The 17,785-nt window shown below is 42.3% G+C and carries 18 protein-coding genes and 1 pseudogene; all 19 read left to right on the top strand.

What is annotated here, in order from left to right; genetic code table 11:
• Positions 1 to 94: 94 nt before the first annotated feature.
• The 19 genes and pseudogenes from QYT14_RS18410 (at position 95) to QYT14_RS18320 (ending at position 17,630) form a co-directional block, all read left to right on the top strand.
• Positions 95 to 598: a hypothetical protein gene (locus tag QYT14_RS18410; protein ID WP_288325435.1), complete on the top strand. Its 504-nt coding sequence runs from the start codon at positions 95 to 97 to the stop codon at positions 596 to 598.
• A gap of 144 nt (positions 599 to 742) precedes the next feature.
• The gene (locus QYT14_RS18405; RefSeq protein WP_288325434.1) at positions 743 to 1,558 is read left to right on the top strand and encodes a MotA/TolQ/ExbB proton channel family protein; all 816 of its coding nucleotides are present in this window, start codon (positions 743 to 745) and stop codon (positions 1,556 to 1,558) included.
• A 28-nt stretch (positions 1,559 to 1,586) separates the two neighbouring features.
• On the top strand, positions 1,587 to 2,192 hold the full coding sequence (locus tag QYT14_RS18400) for a biopolymer transporter ExbD (RefSeq protein ID WP_288325433.1): 606 nt from the start codon (positions 1,587 to 1,589) through the stop codon (positions 2,190 to 2,192).
• A gap of 11 nt (positions 2,193 to 2,203) precedes the next feature.
• Entirely contained in the window at positions 2,204 to 2,854 is a 651-nt protein-coding gene (locus QYT14_RS18395) for a biopolymer transporter ExbD (RefSeq protein ID WP_237039883.1), read from the top strand.
• Positions 2,855 to 2,881: 27 nt separating this feature from the next.
• Positions 2,882 to 3,694, top strand: a complete 813-nt coding sequence (locus tag QYT14_RS18390) for an energy transducer TonB (protein ID WP_288325432.1) — start codon at positions 2,882 to 2,884, stop codon at positions 3,692 to 3,694.
• A gap of 10 nt (positions 3,695 to 3,704) precedes the next feature.
• Positions 3,705 to 4,646, top strand: coding sequence for a substrate-binding domain-containing protein (locus tag QYT14_RS18385; RefSeq protein ID WP_237039885.1), 942 nt, complete (start codon positions 3,705 to 3,707; stop codon positions 4,644 to 4,646).
• Between the two features lie 29 nt (positions 4,647 to 4,675).
• Entirely contained in the window at positions 4,676 to 6,091 is a 1,416-nt protein-coding gene (locus QYT14_RS18380; protein WP_288325431.1) for a tetratricopeptide repeat protein, read from the top strand.
• A 201-nt stretch (positions 6,092 to 6,292) separates the two neighbouring features.
• A complete protein-coding gene (locus tag QYT14_RS18375; RefSeq protein WP_237039887.1) occupies positions 6,293 to 7,135 on the top strand; it encodes an ABC transporter ATP-binding protein in 843 nt (280 codons plus the stop codon).
• A gap of 15 nt (positions 7,136 to 7,150) precedes the next feature.
• A complete protein-coding gene (locus QYT14_RS18370) occupies positions 7,151 to 8,053 on the top strand; it encodes a hypothetical protein (protein ID WP_288325430.1) in 903 nt (300 codons plus the stop codon).
• Positions 8,050 to 8,238: pseudogene (locus QYT14_RS18365) on the top strand (GntR family transcriptional regulator); the annotation flags it as partial. The gene QYT14_RS18370 and the pseudogene QYT14_RS18365, both read left to right, overlap by 4 nt.
• A 28-nt stretch (positions 8,239 to 8,266) precedes the next feature.
• Positions 8,267 to 9,172: a hypothetical protein gene (locus QYT14_RS18360; RefSeq protein ID WP_288325429.1), complete on the top strand. Its 906-nt coding sequence runs from the start codon at positions 8,267 to 8,269 to the stop codon at positions 9,170 to 9,172.
• Complete coding sequence (locus tag QYT14_RS18355; protein WP_237039890.1) at positions 9,169 to 9,534, top strand: GntR family transcriptional regulator; 366 nt, start codon at positions 9,169 to 9,171, stop codon at positions 9,532 to 9,534. Before QYT14_RS18360 ends, QYT14_RS18355 begins: the two co-directional genes overlap by 4 nt.
• A gap of 694 nt (positions 9,535 to 10,228) precedes the next feature.
• On the top strand, positions 10,229 to 11,578 hold the full coding sequence (locus QYT14_RS18350) for an MATE family efflux transporter (protein ID WP_288325428.1): 1,350 nt from the start codon (positions 10,229 to 10,231) through the stop codon (positions 11,576 to 11,578).
• A gap of 94 nt (positions 11,579 to 11,672) precedes the next feature.
• Positions 11,673 to 13,019, top strand: coding sequence for an adenylosuccinate lyase (gene purB / locus QYT14_RS18345; RefSeq protein ID WP_288325427.1), 1,347 nt, complete (start codon positions 11,673 to 11,675; stop codon positions 13,017 to 13,019).
• A gap of 76 nt (positions 13,020 to 13,095) precedes the next feature.
• Positions 13,096 to 14,577 (top strand): pseudouridine synthase, encoded by a 1,482-nt coding sequence (locus QYT14_RS18340; RefSeq protein WP_288325426.1) that lies wholly within the window; start codon positions 13,096 to 13,098, stop codon positions 14,575 to 14,577.
• 31 nt (positions 14,578 to 14,608) lie between these two features.
• A complete protein-coding gene (gene asnS / locus QYT14_RS18335) occupies positions 14,609 to 16,012 on the top strand; it encodes an asparagine--tRNA ligase (RefSeq protein ID WP_288325425.1) in 1,404 nt (467 codons plus the stop codon).
• 160 nt (positions 16,013 to 16,172) lie between these two features.
• Positions 16,173 to 16,667 carry a DUF4488 domain-containing protein gene (locus QYT14_RS18330; protein ID WP_237039898.1) on the top strand — a complete coding sequence of 165 codons (495 nt, stop codon included), beginning with the start codon at positions 16,173 to 16,175 and terminating at the stop codon, positions 16,665 to 16,667.
• A 170-nt stretch (positions 16,668 to 16,837) separates the two neighbouring features.
• Positions 16,838 to 17,413, top strand: coding sequence for a zeta toxin family protein (locus tag QYT14_RS18325; protein ID WP_005942901.1), 576 nt, complete (start codon positions 16,838 to 16,840; stop codon positions 17,411 to 17,413).
• Complete coding sequence (locus QYT14_RS18320) at positions 17,403 to 17,630, top strand: hypothetical protein (protein WP_237039899.1); 228 nt, start codon at positions 17,403 to 17,405, stop codon at positions 17,628 to 17,630. Before QYT14_RS18325 ends, QYT14_RS18320 begins: the two co-directional genes overlap by 11 nt.
• The last annotated feature ends 155 nt before the right edge of the window (positions 17,631 to 17,785 follow it).

Below are 17,785 nucleotides of genomic sequence, written 5' to 3'. Positions count from 1 at the left end.
CCGTTTTAATGAAAGCCTCCGAGTCAGTCAAATGATTCGGAGGCTTCTTTTGTATGTTTATGAGTGAGTGGGGATTGCTACAGTAGATGTATTTGTGATTAAATTAAAAGAAATATGTTCTTTTCGTGAACAAAAAAACTTTTTGCTTGTTGATACAATACGAACCGGAAATCTTTTAAAGCTCAACAAAATGAAGTTAATACTTAAAATAGTATTATTGACTCTTCTATTTCTCTTTAAATACCAGAGTATCGATGCAGAAGCCTTTTCTTCTTCCATCGATAAATCTTCATCTACTATTGGGCAGTGTGAACAATCGGTTGCCAATCATCACCTCAATAATGATACCGTTTCTTATTCAAACGATTTAGTAAGTGGCAACCAACAGGTTGTGATAAAACTCATTCCTGATGATGCGCGTATTCGTCGTGCTGAGGAACATCAACAGGACTTCTTAAAAATTCTCATAAATTATTTCTCACTCAGGGAAGATAGCTTGGCGTTAGGCAAGGCTAAGATGTTCCCTTCAAATCCCATTCATTGTGTGTCTCCGGCATGCCATTATTTTGTGTTCACGCTGAGACGCATTCTGATTTAATTAATCGTTATAAATTTAGTTGTTTTCCATACTCCGATGCCTTGGTGAGAGTGTCGGGGAATGGTGTTTTATCTCTATTTCTGACTTTATTATAAGATGGAAACTTCGGTTTTCATAAAAACGATTAATTAAATAAATGAAATTATGGAAGCTATTCAAACAAAAACTACTAATAAGATTGTAGGCATTAAAAATGCAGGTTGGGTAATTATATGCTGCTTCATCATAGCAGTTTGTATATACCACTTCATACTTGGCAATCCTGCCAACTTTATGAATAATGATCCGAATAACCATCCGTTGCCCGGGCACTTTCTGGGTACAATATACAAAGGTGGTATTGTGGTACCTATTATCCAGACTTTGCTACTCACTGTTATCGCATTGAGTATTGAACGTTATTTTGCTATCCGTTCCGCTTTTGGTAAAGGGTCGTTGGTAAAATTTGTGGCCCATATTAAATCCGCTTTAGCTGCCGGCGATATGAACAAAGCACAAGAGCTCTGCGATAAACAAGGTGGGTCTGTGGCCAATGTTGTTACTTCTACTTTAAAAAAGTATGCTGAAGTAGAAAATGATACGACGCTCTCTAAAGATCAAAAAGTACTTGCCATCCAAAAAGAGCTGGACGAAGCTACTGCTCTGGAACTGCCTATGATGGAGCAGAATCTGCCTATTATCGGTACAATTACTACATTGGGAACATTAATGGGGTTGCTGGGTACGGTAATTGGTATGATTCGTTCATTCGCAGCTTTGTCTGCCGGTGGCGGTACAGACTCAATGGCTTTGTCTCAAGGTATCTCGGAAGCATTGATTAATACGGCTTTTGGTATCTTGACCGGTGCCTTGGCAGTTATTTCTTATAACTACTATACTAACAAGATTGATAAACTGACTTACAGCCTCGATGAAGTAGGTTTCTCTATTGTACAGACCTTTGCGGCTTCTCATAAATAATCGTGCTAACCCTTAAAATCAAACTACTATGGGTAGAGCAAAGATTAAAAAGAAAAGTATGTTCATAGACATGACGGCTATGAGTGATGTCACTGTATTGCTATTGACCTTCTTTATGTTGACTTCAACATTTGTAAAGAAAGAGCCGGTAGAGGTGTTCACTCCCGCGTCCGTATCCGAGATTAAAATACCGGAAACGAATATTCTCCAGATTTTGGTTGATCCGGCTGGAAAGATATTTATGAGCCTCGACAAGCAGCCGGACATGAAAGCTGTATTGGAGAAAATGGGTGAAGAGTATGGGGTAAAGTTCACTCCCGAGCAGGAGCAGAAATTTATCGTTGCTTCTACTTTTGGTGTACCGATGAAAAGTATGCCGAAGTTTCTGGATTTGCCGACGGAAAAGCAAGACCGGATATTGAAGAATGAAGGTATTCCTTGTGACAGCACCGACAATCAGTTTAAGTCCTGGGTGCGTAATGCCCGGGCGGTGAATTCTGATTTACGTATTGCTATTAAAGCGGATGCCAATACCCCTTACGCTGTTATTAAAAAAGTAATGAACTCACTTCAGGATCTCAGAGAGAACCGGTATAATCTGATTACCTCTCTGAAAACTACTTCTGAAAAATAAAATGACGAATTATGAGTGCTGAAGTACAAGAAAGCAGCAAAAAAGGGAAAGGCACGAAGCAGAAAAAAATGACCGTTCGCGTGGATTTCACACCGATGGTGGATATGAATATGTTGCTGATTACTTTCTTTATGCTGTGTACCACGCTGAGCAAACCTCAGACGATGGAAATAAGTATGCCGAGCAACGATAAGAACATTACCGAAGAACAACAAAGCAAGGTGAAAGCTTCTCAGGCCATCACACTTTTGTTGGCTGGAAACGATAAGCTGTATTATTACGAAGGTGAACCGAACTACAAAGATTACACCTCGCTGAAGGAGACAACTTATAACGCTGACGGTCTGCGGTCTGTTTTATTGAAGAAGAACTCGGCGGCAGTTCGTGAAGTAAACGAGCTGAAGAAGCAAAAAGCCGAACTTAAAATATCGGAAGATGACTATAAGAAGCAACTGGCTGAGATAAAAAGCGGAAAGGATACCCCCACCGTGATTATCAAAGCTACAGACGATTCTTCTTATAAAAATCTGATAGATGCCCTTGATGAAATGCAGATATGCAATATAGGTAAGTATGTGATAACGGATATGGCGGATGCCGATCAGTTCTTAATGAAGAATTTTGATACGAAAGGCGATCTGACCAATCACATCGCGGAATAGTATAAACACCTAAACGGAGGAAATAACATGTCAAAAATAGATTTAACCTCACCCGAATGGTGTGAATTGGTATTCCAAGATAAGAACAAGGCGTACGGTGCTTATAAGATGCGTGCCAATTCGCCCAAGCGTCATACGCTAGCGATGGTATTGGTGGTAGTAATTGCTGCGATTGGTTTCAGTATACCGACGTTGGTTAAGTTGGCTACACCGAAACAACAAGAGGTAATGACCGAAGTAACTACTCTCTCACAGTTGGAAGAGCCGGAAGTGAAGCAGGAAGAGTTCAAAAAGGTGGAACCGGTTGCTCCACCCCCTGCTCTGAAAAGTTCTATCAAATTTACCGCCCCTGTCATTAAAAAGGATGAAGAGGTGCATGAAGATGATGATATAAAGAGCCAGAACGAGTTGACACAAACTAAAGTCGCTATCTCCATTGCCGATGTAAAGGGAAATGATGAACTGAATGGCAAGGATATTGCCGAGTTGAAGGAGGTGATAACGAAAGCTCCGGAACCGGAAGAAAAGCCTTATACGATGGTGGAGCAGATGCCGCAGTTTCCCGGAGGCGATAAGGAATTGCTTTCTTATATAAGTAAGAATCTGCATTATCCCACTATTGCAGCCGAAAACGGTATTCAGGGAAAAGTTTTTGTTCGATTTGTCGTTTCGGCCACAGGAGAAGTAAAGGACGTAAAAGTGGTGCGTTCACTTGATCCCTATTGTGACAAGGAGGCGGTACGTGTCATACAGTCTTTGCCCAAATGGATTCCGGGACGGCAGAATGGACGCAACGTTCCTGTGTACTATAATGTTCCTATCACGTTCAAGTTACAATAATCCGAAGAAGATGGTGAAACTGTTTATTACATTACTGGCGGGTTTGTTGCTGCTGCTTGGCAGTTGCGGCAGCAAGCCCAAACCGGGAGAGGATGATACGCTGACTTCAGGTAACATTCAAATAGCGGTGGATGAAACTTTTCGTCCTATTATAGAAGAAGAACTGCAAGTTTTTCAGGCATTAAATCCTGAAGCTACAATACGACCTATATATTGCAGTGAAGTAGAAGCAATGAACTTGTTGCTGAAAGACAGCGTACGCCTGGCCATCACCACGCGGCAATTGACCGATAAAGAAGTGAATTATTTCAATGATAAGAAATTCTTTCCGGTTTCTGTCAAGATGGCTACTGATGGCCTGGCACTCATCGTCAATGAACAAAATAAAGATTCGCTGATTACAGTCAACCAATTCAAGAAGATTCTGACAGGGAAGGTTAGCGACTGGAAACAACTCTATCCGAAGTCACGTTTAGGGAAATTGCAACTTGTGTTTGATAATCCGAATTCGAGTACGGTACACTATGCGATTGACTCAATTTGTGGCGGACAAGCGCTTTCCGACAACCTGAAAGCACAAAAGACGAATCCCGAAGTCATTTCTTATGTAGCCCGTCATCCCGATGCACTTGGCGTTATTGGTGTGAATTGGGTTGGTAATGATGCAGACAGCACTCGTCTCTCTTTTCATAAAGCCATCCGGGTGATGGCGGTAAGCCGTGCGGATTCGGCTACAGTGGAAAATAGTTTCAAACCTTATCAGGCTTATCTGGCTTTGAATCAATATCCATTAACCCGCAATGTGTACATCTTGCTCAATGATCCCAAAAGCGGCCTTCCTTCCGGCTTGTCGTCTTTCTTGACAGACTTCCGTGGACAGCGCATTATCCTGAAGTCGGGTTTGGTACCGGCTACGGCTGCTGTGAGAATTGTTAACGTGCAAGATGAATAGGTATTAAATGAATAGAAAAAAAGAAAGTCATGAAGAAATATTTATTAACCGTAATGAGCTTGTGCTTTGTTGCCACATTATGGGGGCAGAAGCCTGTCGGCAGCGAATGGACGCAACAAGTGCAACAGGCCGCCGCATTGATAAAAGATAATCCGACCGCAGCGGCCGATGCTTTTGATAATTTGCTGAAAGGAAAAAACAAGAAGAATACAGACCTTTTGGTTGAGATTGGACGTGCTTATTTAAAGCAAGGCAAGAATGACATAGCCGCCGAATACGCCCAACGTGCGAAGGATGTTAATGGGAAATGTGCCCTCGCCTACCTGCTGAGCGGTGATGTCGCTTTGGCACTGAATGATGCCAATAAAGCCAGCAGCGATTATAATCAAGCTATTTATTTGGATGAAAACTGTAGCGATGCCTATTTAAAGTACGCCGAAGTTTATAAGGGAGTCGACCCACAGCTCTCTATAGATATGTTGATGCGTTTACAGGCTAAGACACCCGATGACAACCGTATCAATAAAGAATTGGGGGATGTATATTACACCATGGGACAATATGGCAAAGCAAAAGCAGCCTATGAAGTTTATATGAAGACAGGTGTTCCCGCCGAACAAGACTACACACGCTATGCCATGTTACTTTATCTGAACAAAGATTATGATAAATCTTTAGATATTGTAAAGAAAGGCTTGGCGTCATCTCCCGACAGTCACGTATTGAAGCGCCTGGCCATGTATAACGACATGGAACTGAAAGCTTATCAGGCCGGACTGGAAGATGCAGCAACTTTCTTTGCCAACCCTGATAATCCTGATTTCGTGTATTTGGACTATATTTATTTCGCACGTCTGCTTGCCGGGACGAAGCAATATGATGAAGCAATTGCCCAGTTTCATAAGGCCTTGTCTATGGATAACCAACATCCCGACATTCATAAAGAAATATCAGAGATATACGAAAAACAAGGAAACTATCCGAATGCTATTATTGCCTATAAAGAGTATCTGGATGCGTTGAAAGATAAATCTGAAGTGAGCGACCTGTTTTTATACGGTCGTCTGAACTATTATGCTGCGACCGATTCTACCTATAAAGATAAGCAGCAGGAGTATCTGGCAGAAGCCGATACTGTCTTTGCTCAGGTAGCAGAAAAGGTTCCCGATAATTATTTAGGTAACTTTTGGCGGGCCCGCGTCAATTCTTTGCGTGATCCTGAAACTACTCAGGGATTGGCAAAACCCTATTATGAAGCGGCACTCTCTATTTTAGAGCAGAAACCGGATGCATCTAAATCTCTATTGGTGGAATGTAACAGTTACTTGGGATATTATTATTTTGTGAACTCCGATTATCCCCAGTCCAAGATTTATTGGAATAAAATATTGGAGATAGATCCTGGAAATGAGACGGCTACGAAAGCTTTGGAAGGAATTAAGTAGTCTTTCTTTTTTTCATTTATTTATCCTGACTTCGAGCGGACAGTACTGAGTGATTGCCCGCTTGATTCGTTTGTATGTAACTTAGGTGGTTAATAGAGGTTAAATAGCCCCTTCCCTTCTTGCTTATTCCAATAATATCTATACATTTGCAGTGTACTAATAAACTAATACACTAAATAACTAATTAAATACATAAACACAATGATGATTGAAGTAAAGAACTTATCTTTCAGTTATGGAAAGAGGAAACAAAAAGTCTTTAATGACTTTTCGCTGACACTAGATAAAGGTTCGGTTTATGGTCTTTTGGGTAAGAATGGTACCGGTAAATCTACTTTGCTCTATTTAATGACAGGGTTACTCCGTCCGCAAGGAGGTAAAGTGCTCTATAAAGGAGTGGACGTTTCGTTGCGTTATCCTTTGACATTGCAGGATATGTTTTTGGTTCCCGAGGAATTTGCATTACCATCCGTCAGCTTGAAACAATACGTAAAACTGAATGCTCCCTTTTATCCGGCTTTCAGCAATGAACAGTTAAAAGCCTGCCTCCATGATTTTGATATGAATGAGGACATTCATTTGGGAGAACTGTCTATGGGACAGAAGAAAAAGGCTTTCATGTGTTTTGCATTGGCTGCCAATACTTCTTTGCTGGTCATGGATGAACCCAGTAACGGACTGGACATTCCTTCCAAAAGTCAGTTCCGCAAGGTGATTGCATCGGGCATGACAGACGACAAGTCAGTGGTTATTTCTACCCATCAAGTGAGGGATATTGACAGTCTGTTGGATCATGTGGTGATAATCGACGGTACCCATGTATTACTGAATGAATCAGTTAAGGATATTTGTGGGAAACTGTATTTTGCAGAACAAGGAATGAATGAGCCGACAGAAGCCGCACTGTATGTACAGCCTTCGGTTCAGGGCAACAGCGTGATTCTTCCCAATGTTTATAACGAAGAAACCAAGCTGAATCTGGAAGTGCTGTTCAACGCAATGTTGGCAGAAAGAGAAAAAATGCAATCAATATTTAACAAGTAAAGACACAGACACATTATGGATACTAATCATTTCTTTAGCTTTTCGCGTATCGCCATGGTGATGAAACGCGAGATTATGGAAAACTGGAAAAAGAACCTGTATAGTTTAATCGGACTTTATGCCGCTTTTGCAATAGTAATGGTAGGCAATATGTGGGGAATGAGCGTAAATGCAGAAAATACATTTGCTAATCCGGTTCTGTTCTTTACGCGTTATTGTACGAATGTCATGGGTTCTTTCATCTTTATCTTCATGTTGGGGAGTTTGATTTATGCTTCCGGCATTTTGGATAATATGAAGAATAAGGAAATGCGCATCTCTTTTTTGATGCTTCCTGCAACGATGGTAGAGAAATATGTGGCACGCTTCCTGATGGCTACGCTGGGATTTGTGGTAGTGGTTACTGTCGGACTGCTTTTGGCGGAGATTACCCGTTATATTTTGCTTCCTTTGTTTAATTTGCCTGATATATTTCATCATTCTGCGCTGTTCAAGGTGTTTTCTATGATTGCTGTAGACGGTGAACAGTCATTCAGAGGTTCTAATGCTTTTACTATGGAGTATATGCCTTGGCTGGGTGAGGCTTGTGGATGGAGCTTTCTGATTTGGTCACACTCACTCTATGTTTTGGGAGGAAGTTTTTGGTACAAGAGAGCTTTTCTCAAGACTTTGGGGACACTGATTGTGATTTCTATTCTTGGCTCTATTATTACGGTACAGATTGTGGAATGGATAGGAAAAGAAGGCATGATGGGGCTTCACGACTGGCTGGAAGAGAATTTCCAATGGATGACTCTGAACAAACTGCTTGCATTGGGCGGCGCTTTCTTCAGTGCCTTCACAATGTTCAACTGGTGGCTGGGCTATACGCTCTTTACCCGTTCGCAAGTGATTAAACCCAAATTCCGGTTGATATGAAATATGAAGAGAGTCAATTCATCTATCGGCAGATAACCGGAGCATGCGACGAGATGCTGCAAGGACAATATCCCGGAGAAGAGCGGATTCCTTCGGTCAGAGAATTTGCAAGCTCAGTGGAGATGAATGCCGATACAGTAGTCCGCACTTATGATTATTTGCAAGGGCTGGAAATCATATACAATGTTGAACAAATAAAGACACAGGCACATTATGTATACTAATAACTTCTTTTGTTTGTCGCGTATCGCCATGGTGATGAAACGCGAGATTATGGGAAACAGGAAAAAGAACCTGTTTGGTTTTTTGGGTTTGTATTCCGCTTTTTTACTTACCTATTTAGGTATTATGGCAAAGTATGATGGATATGAAATAGCTCGTATCACCGAAAGAACTTCTTCTGATTTTACACAAGGGCATTTTCAGACATTCATAGTGATAACGGTTGTTGCTTTCCTTTATTTCGCTTCTCGTATTATGGAAAATATGCGTACTAAGGAGCTTCGTATAGCCTATTTGATGGTTCCTGCTACTTCTATTGAAAAGTTTGTAGCATGCGCATGTTATGTGACGGTGGGAACGGTTATCCTTTTAATCGGAGCTTCTGTTTTGGCGGAACTGACTCACTTTCTGTTTGTACCCCTTTTTGATTTTCCTGATGCTGTGAATACTTTTGTACTGCCTCAGGTGTGGGAAATGTCATGTAATGTATTCAATCCTTTTGTGACTTACCCGGTACAAGTATGGGATGGTGAAAGTTCTCGAATTATCGAACAAACTATGTTTTATAATTGGCTGTGTGTGTTCTCTATCCTGTTGTGGTTTCATTCATTATATATTTTAGGAGGAAATATCTGGTATAAGTCTGCGTTTGTTAAAACTACAGGAATCATAATTGCTGTCAGCCTGGTGCTTGCCTATGTTGTGGTTAATGCAGGCTCCCTTCATTGGAATTGGCTGTATGATATGATGCAGCATAATTCAAGTTGGTTGACAGAGAACTTTATGTCCGGAGCCGGTGCTCTATTTTTCTTCTTGCTGACCGCACTTAACTGGCGGCTGGGCTATAAGCTCTTTACCCGTTCACAGGTTATTAACCCTAAATTCCGTTTGCTATGAAATTTAAGGAAAGTAAATCTATTTATTTGCAGATAGCCGACCGAATATGCGACGAGATTCTGCAAGGGCAATATCCCGAAGAAGAGCGGATTCCTTCGGTCAGGGAATATGCCGGCACAGTGGAAGTGAATGCCAATACGGTAGTCCGCACTTATGATTATTTGCAAGGGTTGGAAATCATATACAATAAACGAGGCATTGGCTATTTTGTATCGACAGGAGCAAAAGAGCGTATCATCACTCTTCGCAAAGATATTTTCTTGCATGAGGACTTGCCGGAGTTTTTCAGACAACTGAAGACATTGGAGATTCCCCTGAATGAGATAGACAAGATGTATAAAGCGTATTTGAAACAGCAATAGTAACACAAACACATTTTTCAGCACACGACAGCATAAATACGGATTATATTTATAGCAATGCAAACACAGCATCGGTCTTGCTTTTTGGGTCTTGCCTGTTTTACCGTCCGTAGAACAGGCATTGACTATTTTGATAAGGGGTTAAATATGTCTAAACGATAGAAAAGTTTTTATTGTATACTGCATAATTATTTTAATTTATATAGAAGTCATTTAAAGTTATCCCTCATTCATTGGCAGATTAAAATGAAAGCACTTGTTCTTGAAATGAAAAGTGCATTTCTATGGCTCAGCTTACAAAGCTAGCGGCCCAACACCTGTTTCCGGATGTTGTCTCCTCCGGTTTCCAACCTCTGCATACGTCTAGAACTCCCTAAGTCGTTTCATTAGCCGGACTAAGCGTTTTCGTCCTTTCGATTATGCCTGTCTATAGGTCGAATTACTATAGACTCCGGCAATGGACTGTATAGTCCATTGCGGTAGACCGTACAGTCCACTGTAACGGACCGTACAGTCCGCTGCCGGAGACTGTAATAATCTTCCGTTTAAAAAGCCTTGGCTGACCCTACGAAACGGCTTACTCTTCCCTTTGTTGGTGAATGTTTGTCTGAATCTCTCTATTTCTTGATATAAGTCAAACAGTTACCATCCGAAAACTCAGTAACTTTGCACCTCGAAAAAAACAGGGTAACAAGTGAATGAAATAAAAGAACCGAGAAGTGTGCGCCGGAATTTGTCTAAGCTGGTCGTACCTATCTTTATAGAAACTTTATTGATTATGATGCTGGGGGCAGTTGACACTATCATGCTGAGCCAGTATTCGGACAATGCGGTTGCCGCCGTCGGAGTGGTGAACCAGCTGATTATGTTTGCCTTTCTTATCTTTGAGGTGATAAACTTGGGTACCTCTGTGCTTTGTTCGCAATATTTGGGGGCAAAGAAACAGAAGAATGTGGTTCAGGTGGTAGGAGTGGCTATCCTGCTCAATCTTGTGCTCGGATTAGTGGTAAGCGCTGTTCTGCATTATGGAGCGCCGTCATTATTGACGCTGATGGGGCTGCGTCCCGAGTTGATGACCTATGGAGTGGGGTATATGGAGATAGTGGGGGCGTTCGCCTTCTTTCAGGCACTTTCACTGACGGTTTCTGCTTCTTTGCGTAGTGCTAACAAGGCTGTCTACCCTATGATGGTCATTGTTGTAGTGAATATTCTGAATATCGTAGGCAATTACTCTTTAATCTTCGGTAAGTTTGGAATGCCGGCATTGGGAGTGGAAGGGGCTGCCGTTTCGACAGCTTTCGCCCGGGGCGTGTCGATGGTTATCCTCTTTATCATTCTGTTTCGTAAATATATACCCAAGTTTCCGGTTGACTATTTTCGCCCTTTCCCCTTTGTGGAACTGAAGAATCTGTTGAAAATCGGTCTTCCGTCGGCAGGAGAGAATATGTCTTATAGCTTTTCGCAGGTGGTGCTGACTTATTTTATCAATATGCTGGGCAATGAAGCTCTGACCACACGTACTTATGTGGTTAATATTGTGATGTTTGTCTACCTCTTCGCAATAGCCATGGCACAAGGCGGGGCTATCTGCATTGGACATTTGGTGGGAGAGAAGAAAATAAGGGCTGCCTATCTGTTGGGCAAGTATGTGATGCGTATTTCTATTTTAGTGTCGCTGGTACTTTCCTGTATTTGGGCTTTGATGGGGCACACGCTCTTCAGTTGGTTGACAAACAATGCAGAGATTGTCCGTTTGGGTACTGTCATTCTTTTTGTCGATGTGGTGCTCGAAGTGGGGCGTGCCATCAACATTTATGCCACCAATGCCCTTCGTGCAACCGGAGATGTGAACTATCCTTTTTATGTAGGGGTAGTCGTACAATGGGGCATAGCAGTGGGCTGCGGCTATCTGTTCGGACTCTATTGGGGGTGGGGACTGGTCGGTATGTGGTGTGCTTTCTTATTGGACGAGAACATTCGCGGCATCATTTTTGTGCGGCGTTGGAATAGTATGAAGTGGGCAAAGAAAGGATTTGTGAAATAATAAATGTGATTTTCGCAAACTTTATAGTGATTGAGGCGGTTAAACTCAATAAAAAGAATTAATTTTGCAGCCTGATAATTATCTAAAATATATTATGGAGCTCGATTTACTCACGGCAATATCACCTATTGACGGTCGATACAGAGGAAAAGCGGGAGCTTTGGCCTCTTATTTTTCTGAATTTGCACTCATTAAGTACCGTGTGCAGGTAGAAATAGAATATTTCATCACTTTATGTGAGCTACCGTTACCGCAGCTGACAAGCTTTGACCATGCACGTTTTGCATCGCTTCGTGCTATCTACCAAAACTTTTCGGAAGCCGATGCCGGGCGCATTAAGGAAATAGAAAGTGTTACAAACCACGATGTTAAAGCTGTAGAATATTTCATTAAGGAACAATTCGACAAGTTGGGCGGAATGGAAGAGTACAAGGAGTTTATCCACTTCGGCCTTACCTCTCAGGACATAAATAATACGTCAGTGCCTTTGTCTGTCAAAGAAGCATTGGAACAAGTATATTATCCGCAGATTGAAGAACTGATTGCGCAGCTGACTGCTTATGCAGAAGAATGGGCAAATATTCCGATGTTGGCCAAAACTCACGGACAGCCTGCGTCTCCCACCCGTTTGGGAAAGGAAATCATGGTGTTCGTTTATCGTCTTAACCGTCAGCTGGCTGTGTTAAAGGCGTGTCCTCTCACTGCCAAATTCGGTGGAGCCACAGGTAACTATAATGCACATCATGTGGCATATCCGCAATATGACTGGAAAGCATTCGGCAATAAGTTTGTGGCTGAAAAGCTTGGTCTGGAACGTGAGGAATACACCACTCAGATTTCAAATTATGACAATCTGGGAGCTGTCTTTGATGCGATGAAACGCATCAATACCATTATGATTGACATGAACCGTGACTTCTGGCAGTATATCTCTATGGAATATTTTAAGCAGAAAATCAAGGCGGGTGAAGTCGGTTCGAGCGCAATGCCGCATAAAGTGAATCCTATCGACTTTGAAAATGCGGAAGGAAACTTGGGTATGGCCAATGCTATATTGGAGCACCTTTCTTCTAAACTGCCGGTTTCGCGCTTGCAGCGTGACTTGACAGACTCTACTGTGCTGCGCAATGTAGGTGTACCCTTCGGACATATCATCATTGCCATTCAAAGTTCATTGAAGGGGTTGCGTAAGCTGCTGTTGAATGAACATAAGATTTATGAGGATTTGGATAACTGTTGGAGTGTAGTGGCAGAAGCTATTCAAACCATTCTTCGTCGGGAAGCTTATCCGCACCCGTATGAGGCTCTGAAAGCGTTGACACGTACTAATCAGGCTATTACCGAATCGTCTATCAAAGAATTTATCGAAACATTGAATGTCAGTGAAGAAATAAAAAAAGAGCTGCGTGAGATTACGCCGCACAACTATACAGGCATTTGAAACGTTATTTATTCAAACTAAAAAAAGAAACAGAGCCCGAGAGGGCGTTATACATTAATTAAATTAAGGAGAAATCATGAGTACAGAAAATGAAAACAGACAAGAAGGTTCTGTAAACGAAGAAAACCAGAATGTCAGCCGTGATGGTGGTTATAAGTCTTATAACAGAGACAATAATTACAACAGATACAACAACGACGGCGAACAGCGTCAGTATCGTCCCCGCACCAGCTATAACCGCGAGGGAGGAGAACGTCCTTATCGCTCTTCATATAATAATGGTGAGCGTCCTTCTTACAATCGTTATAACAATAACGGCGAACGCCCGCAACGTCCCCGTTTTAATCCTAACAGTGAAGAAGGCGGTGAACGCCCGTATCGTCCGCGTACTAATTATAACCGTGAAGGCAGCGAACAACGTCCGTACACTCCGCGTCCCCGCTTTAACAGCGGTGAAGAGGGAGGCGAACGTCCGTATCGTCCGCGTACCAACTATAACCGCGAAGGTGGTGAGCAGCGTCCCTACTCTCCGCGCCCGCGTACCAATTATAACCGTGAAGGCGGTGAACAGCGTCCGTACACTCCGCGTCCGCGTTTCAATAGTGGCGAAGGCGGTGAACAGCGTCCCTATACTCCGCGTCCCCGCATAGGAGGTTATAATCAGGGCGGCGGATATAACCGTGAAGGCGGAGACCGTCCGTATCGTCCGCGTACCGGAGGTTACAATCAGGGCGGCGGATACAACCGTCCTTACCGTCCGCGCACCGGTGATTATAATCCGAATGCTAAATATAGCTTGAAGAAACAGATAGAATATAAGGATATTCTGACTGATCCGAACGAACCGATTCGCTTGAATAAGTTCCTGGCAAATGCCGGTGTTTGCTCTCGTCGTGAGGCTGATGAATTCATCACAGCCGGAGTGGTAAGCGTAAACGGTGTGGTAGTGACAGAACTGGGTACTAAAATCAAGCGTACGGACGAGGTGAAGTTTCACGACGAACCGGTTAGTATTGAACGCAAAGCTTATGTATTGCTGAATAAGCCGAAAGATTGTGTGACTACTTCCGATGATCCTCAGGAACGTAAGACGGTAATGGACTTCGTGAAGGATGCCTGCAAGGAACGTATCTATCCTGTAGGCCGTCTGGACCGTAACACGACCGGCGTTCTGTTGTTGACCAATGACGGTGATTTGGCTTCTAAACTGACTCATCCGAAATATCTGAAGAAGAAGATTTATCATGTATATTGTGATAAAAATGTAGCTAAGGCAGATCTTGACCAGATAGCGGCCGGCGTTACTTTGGATGACGGTGATATCCATGCAGATGCTATCAGCTATGCTTCGGATACAGATAAGTCACAGGTAGGTATCGAAATCCACTCCGGAAAGAACCGTATCGTGCGCCGTATTTTTGAATCACTGGGTTATAAGGTTGTGAAATTGGACCGTGTGTATTTTGCAGGTCTGACCAAGAAAGGGCTTCGTCGCGGTGACTGGCGTTACCTGACAGAACAGGAAGTGAATATGCTTCGCATGGGCTCATTCGAATAATCAAGTAAAATAATAATTAAGAGACAAAACAATGGAAAAAATTAGTAGAACAAAGGTAGTTGACTTGTTGAAGCGCCGTGATTTTGGTGCAACGGTCAATGTAAAAGGTTGGGTTCGTACCCGCCGTGGTAGCAAACAGGTAAATTTTATCGCCCTGAATGACGGTTCTACAATAAATAATGTGCAGATAGTAGTTGATTTGTCAAACTTCGACGAAGAAATGTTGAAGCTTATCACTACAGGTGCATGTATCAGCGTGAACGGTGAACTGACCGAATCTATCGGTTCGGGTCAGGCAGCCGAGATTCAGGCACGTGAAATTGAGGTGCTGGGTGCTTGCGATAACACCTATCCGTTGCAGAAAAAAGGTCATACGATGGAATTCCTTCGTGAGATTGCTCACTTGCGTCCGCGTACCAATACTTTCGGCGCAGTGTTCCGCATTCGTCACAATATGGCGATTGCTATCCATAAGTTTTTCCATGAACGTGGCTTTTTCTACTTTCATACTCCTATTATTACAGCATCAGACTGTGAAGGAGCCGGTCAGATGTTTCAGGTTACTACCAAGAACCTTTATGACCTGAAGAAGGATGAGAACGGTTCTATTATTTATGATGATGACTTCTTTGGCAAACAGGCAAGTTTGACTGTTTCCGGTCAATTGGAAGGTGAGTTGGCTGCCACAGCATTGGGCGCTATCTATACTTTCGGCCCGACTTTCCGTGCCGAGAATTCGAATACTCCGCGTCACTTGGCAGAGTTTTGGATGATTGAACCGGAAGTGGCTTTCAATGACATCATTGACAATATGGATTTGGCTGAAGATTTCATTAAATACTGTGTTCAGTGGGCACTGGATAACTGCTATGACGATGTGAAGTTCTTGAATGATATGTTCGACAAGGGCTTGATAGAACGTTTGCAAGGGGTATTGAACGAAACTTTCGTCCGTTTGCCTTATACAGAAGGTATCAAGATATTGGAAGAAGCGGTAGCGAAAGGCCATAAGTTTGAATTCCCGGTTTATTGGGGAGTGGACTTGGCATCAGAGCACGAACGCTTCCTGGTAGAAGAACACTTTAAACGCCCGGTTATCCTGACTGACTATCCGAAAGAAATCAAAGCATTCTATATGAAGCAGAATGAAGACGGAAAGACAGTCCGCGCTATGGATGTGTTGTTCCCGAAGATTGGTGAAATTATTGGCGGTTCTGAACGTGAAGCGGACTATAATAAACTGATGACCCGCATTGAGGAATTAAACATTCCGATGAAAGATATGTGGTGGTATTTGGATACTCGTAAGTTCGGTTCATGTCCTCACTCCGGTTTTGGACTTGGTTTTGAACGTCTGTTGTTGTTCGTGACAGGTATGACCAATATCCGTGACGTGATTCCGTTCCCGCGTACTCCGCGCAATGCTGAATTCTAAAAGATATAAATAATGATGAAGAATCCTGCCCTATAACATAGAGCAGGATTTTTTTTGTATTTACCTGTAAAAAAGTCATTTAAAAACGTGGATATATGAAAATTATTTCTAATTTTGTGTATCCACATTACGCAATTTGTTAACTAAATATTATACGACTATGAAACGACATTCTTTATTTTTACTGCTGGTGGCATTTATGCTAATCGGTACCTCTCATGTAATGGGACAAAATAAATCCGCTATTGCCCCTGCTGATTTAAAAGGCATTTGGCAGATGTGTTTTTATGTGTCCGGTGTTCCGAATACTCCTGGAGAATTGAAACCGAGTAATTCATTCAAAATCTTGTCTGACGACGGAAAGTTTACAAATATGACGGTAATTCCTAACCATGGAGCTATTATCATTGGTGCGGGAACCTATAAACAGACCGCAGAGAATGCATATACAGAGCATGTTGAGAAGAATCTGCATTTGCCTCAATTGGTAGGTACGGACAATATATTGGAGTTCGAGATGAAAGGTGGTGATGTAATGGTGCTGAAGTTCTTCGTGAAAACTGATAAGGATGGCAATGATATTAATTCATGGTATTATGAAACTTGGAAACGGGTGAAGATGCCGGCTGCTTATCCAAAGGATTTGGTAAGATAATAAACAGAAAATATAGAATATAAGGCGGGTGAGAACCCGCCTTTTCTTGTAATTTGCACAAATCTTCAAAAAATGTGCTATTCTTCGTCACTTTTATGGCTTTGGAAGAACAAAGATTAGAAATAATCGTTAACTTTGTCACCAATAACATAAAATAGAAAAGGAGATTAATGTCTAAGCTTTATATAATAGCAGGTTGCAACGGGGCCGGAAAAACGACGGCATCCTATACAGTGCTTCCCGAAATATTGGACTGTCGCGAGTTCGTCAATGCTGACGAAATCGCAAAAGGCCTTTCTCCTTTTAATCCCTCAAGTGTAGCTATTGAAGCCGGTCGGCTAATGCTTAAACGCATTGGCGAATTGCTTTCTGCCGGAGTCAGTTTTTCTGTTGAAACAACGCTCTCTACCCGTTCTTATATTAATCTCATTCATCAGGCGCAGAGCCAGGGCTATAGCGTCAGCCTGATTTATTTCTGGTTGAATTCGCCTGAGTTGGCCATTGAACGAGTAAAGCAACGTGTTGCCAATGGAGGGCATGATGTGCCGGCACCTATCATTCGCCGTCGTTACCGTGCGGGATTGGATAACTTTTTCCATATTTATATGTCATGTGTGGACTATTGGATGCTGGCAGACAATAGCTCTACACCGCGTGTCATTGTGGCTGATGCTTTTCGTTTGCGGGAAGAGCCACACATTTATAATCATGAACTCTTTAATAAAATCAGAAGTTATGTCAACTGAAGAAGAATATAAGGAACTGAGCGAGAAATTGCGTTATGGTTTAGAACTGGCCGAGCAGCGATTGATAGAAGAAACAGCCCGTCGTGAAGGAACATTGTGCTATGGTCGTCCTGATGGAAAAGTGGTGCGGGTATCTGCAACGGAACTTTTGAAGCTTCGTCAGTCTGCCGGATATGGTTGCCCGGTTTGTGAATCCGATTCGGGATGGAGGCATTAAAAGAGTATTTTTAAGAAAAGATAAGTTGGGGAGATGAATTAATCTTCCCTTTTTTACTGCCGTATGTGAGCTCTCCCCCTGAAAATCAACCAAAAAATTACTTAATTTGTTTGTCAGTTCAAAGAAAAGCCGTACCTTTGCAAGCCGATTATTAT

Source organism: uncultured Phocaeicola sp. (assembly GCF_948499155.1).
GTDB lineage: Bacteria > Bacteroidota > Bacteroidia > Bacteroidales > Bacteroidaceae > Phocaeicola > Phocaeicola faecalis.
The sequence above is the reverse complement of the archived record's forward strand: the minus strand, read 5'-3'. Positions and strand labels throughout refer to the sequence as shown.

Coding starts and splice junctions, on each gene's coding strand:
- QYT14_RS18390 (WP_288325432.1), top strand. CDS start 2,882: ATGTCAAAAATAGATTTAACCTCACCCGAATGGTGTGAATTGGTATTC.
- QYT14_RS18385 (WP_237039885.1), top strand. CDS start 3,705: ATGGTGAAACTGTTTATTACATTACTGGCGGGTTTGTTGCTGCTGCTT.
- QYT14_RS18375 (WP_237039887.1), top strand. CDS start 6,293: ATGATGATTGAAGTAAAGAACTTATCTTTCAGTTATGGAAAGAGGAAA.
- QYT14_RS18405 (WP_288325434.1), top strand. CDS start 743: ATGGAAGCTATTCAAACAAAAACTACTAATAAGATTGTAGGCATTAAA.
- QYT14_RS18395 (WP_237039883.1), top strand. CDS start 2,204: ATGAGTGCTGAAGTACAAGAAAGCAGCAAAAAAGGGAAAGGCACGAAG.
- QYT14_RS18330 (WP_237039898.1), top strand. CDS start 16,173: ATGAAACGACATTCTTTATTTTTACTGCTGGTGGCATTTATGCTAATC.
- QYT14_RS18340 (WP_288325426.1), top strand. CDS start 13,096: ATGAGTACAGAAAATGAAAACAGACAAGAAGGTTCTGTAAACGAAGAA.
- QYT14_RS18320 (WP_237039899.1), top strand. CDS start 17,403: ATGTCAACTGAAGAAGAATATAAGGAACTGAGCGAGAAATTGCGTTAT.
- QYT14_RS18355 (WP_237039890.1), top strand. CDS start 9,169: ATGAAATTTAAGGAAAGTAAATCTATTTATTTGCAGATAGCCGACCGA.
- QYT14_RS18360 (WP_288325429.1), top strand. CDS start 8,267: ATGTATACTAATAACTTCTTTTGTTTGTCGCGTATCGCCATGGTGATG.
- QYT14_RS18380 (WP_288325431.1), top strand. CDS start 4,676: ATGAAGAAATATTTATTAACCGTAATGAGCTTGTGCTTTGTTGCCACA.
- asnS (WP_288325425.1), top strand. CDS start 14,609: ATGGAAAAAATTAGTAGAACAAAGGTAGTTGACTTGTTGAAGCGCCGT.
- QYT14_RS18325 (WP_005942901.1), top strand. CDS start 16,838: ATGTCTAAGCTTTATATAATAGCAGGTTGCAACGGGGCCGGAAAAACG.
- QYT14_RS18370 (WP_288325430.1), top strand. CDS start 7,151: ATGGATACTAATCATTTCTTTAGCTTTTCGCGTATCGCCATGGTGATG.
- purB (WP_288325427.1), top strand. CDS start 11,673: ATGGAGCTCGATTTACTCACGGCAATATCACCTATTGACGGTCGATAC.
- QYT14_RS18400 (WP_288325433.1), top strand. CDS start 1,587: ATGGGTAGAGCAAAGATTAAAAAGAAAAGTATGTTCATAGACATGACG.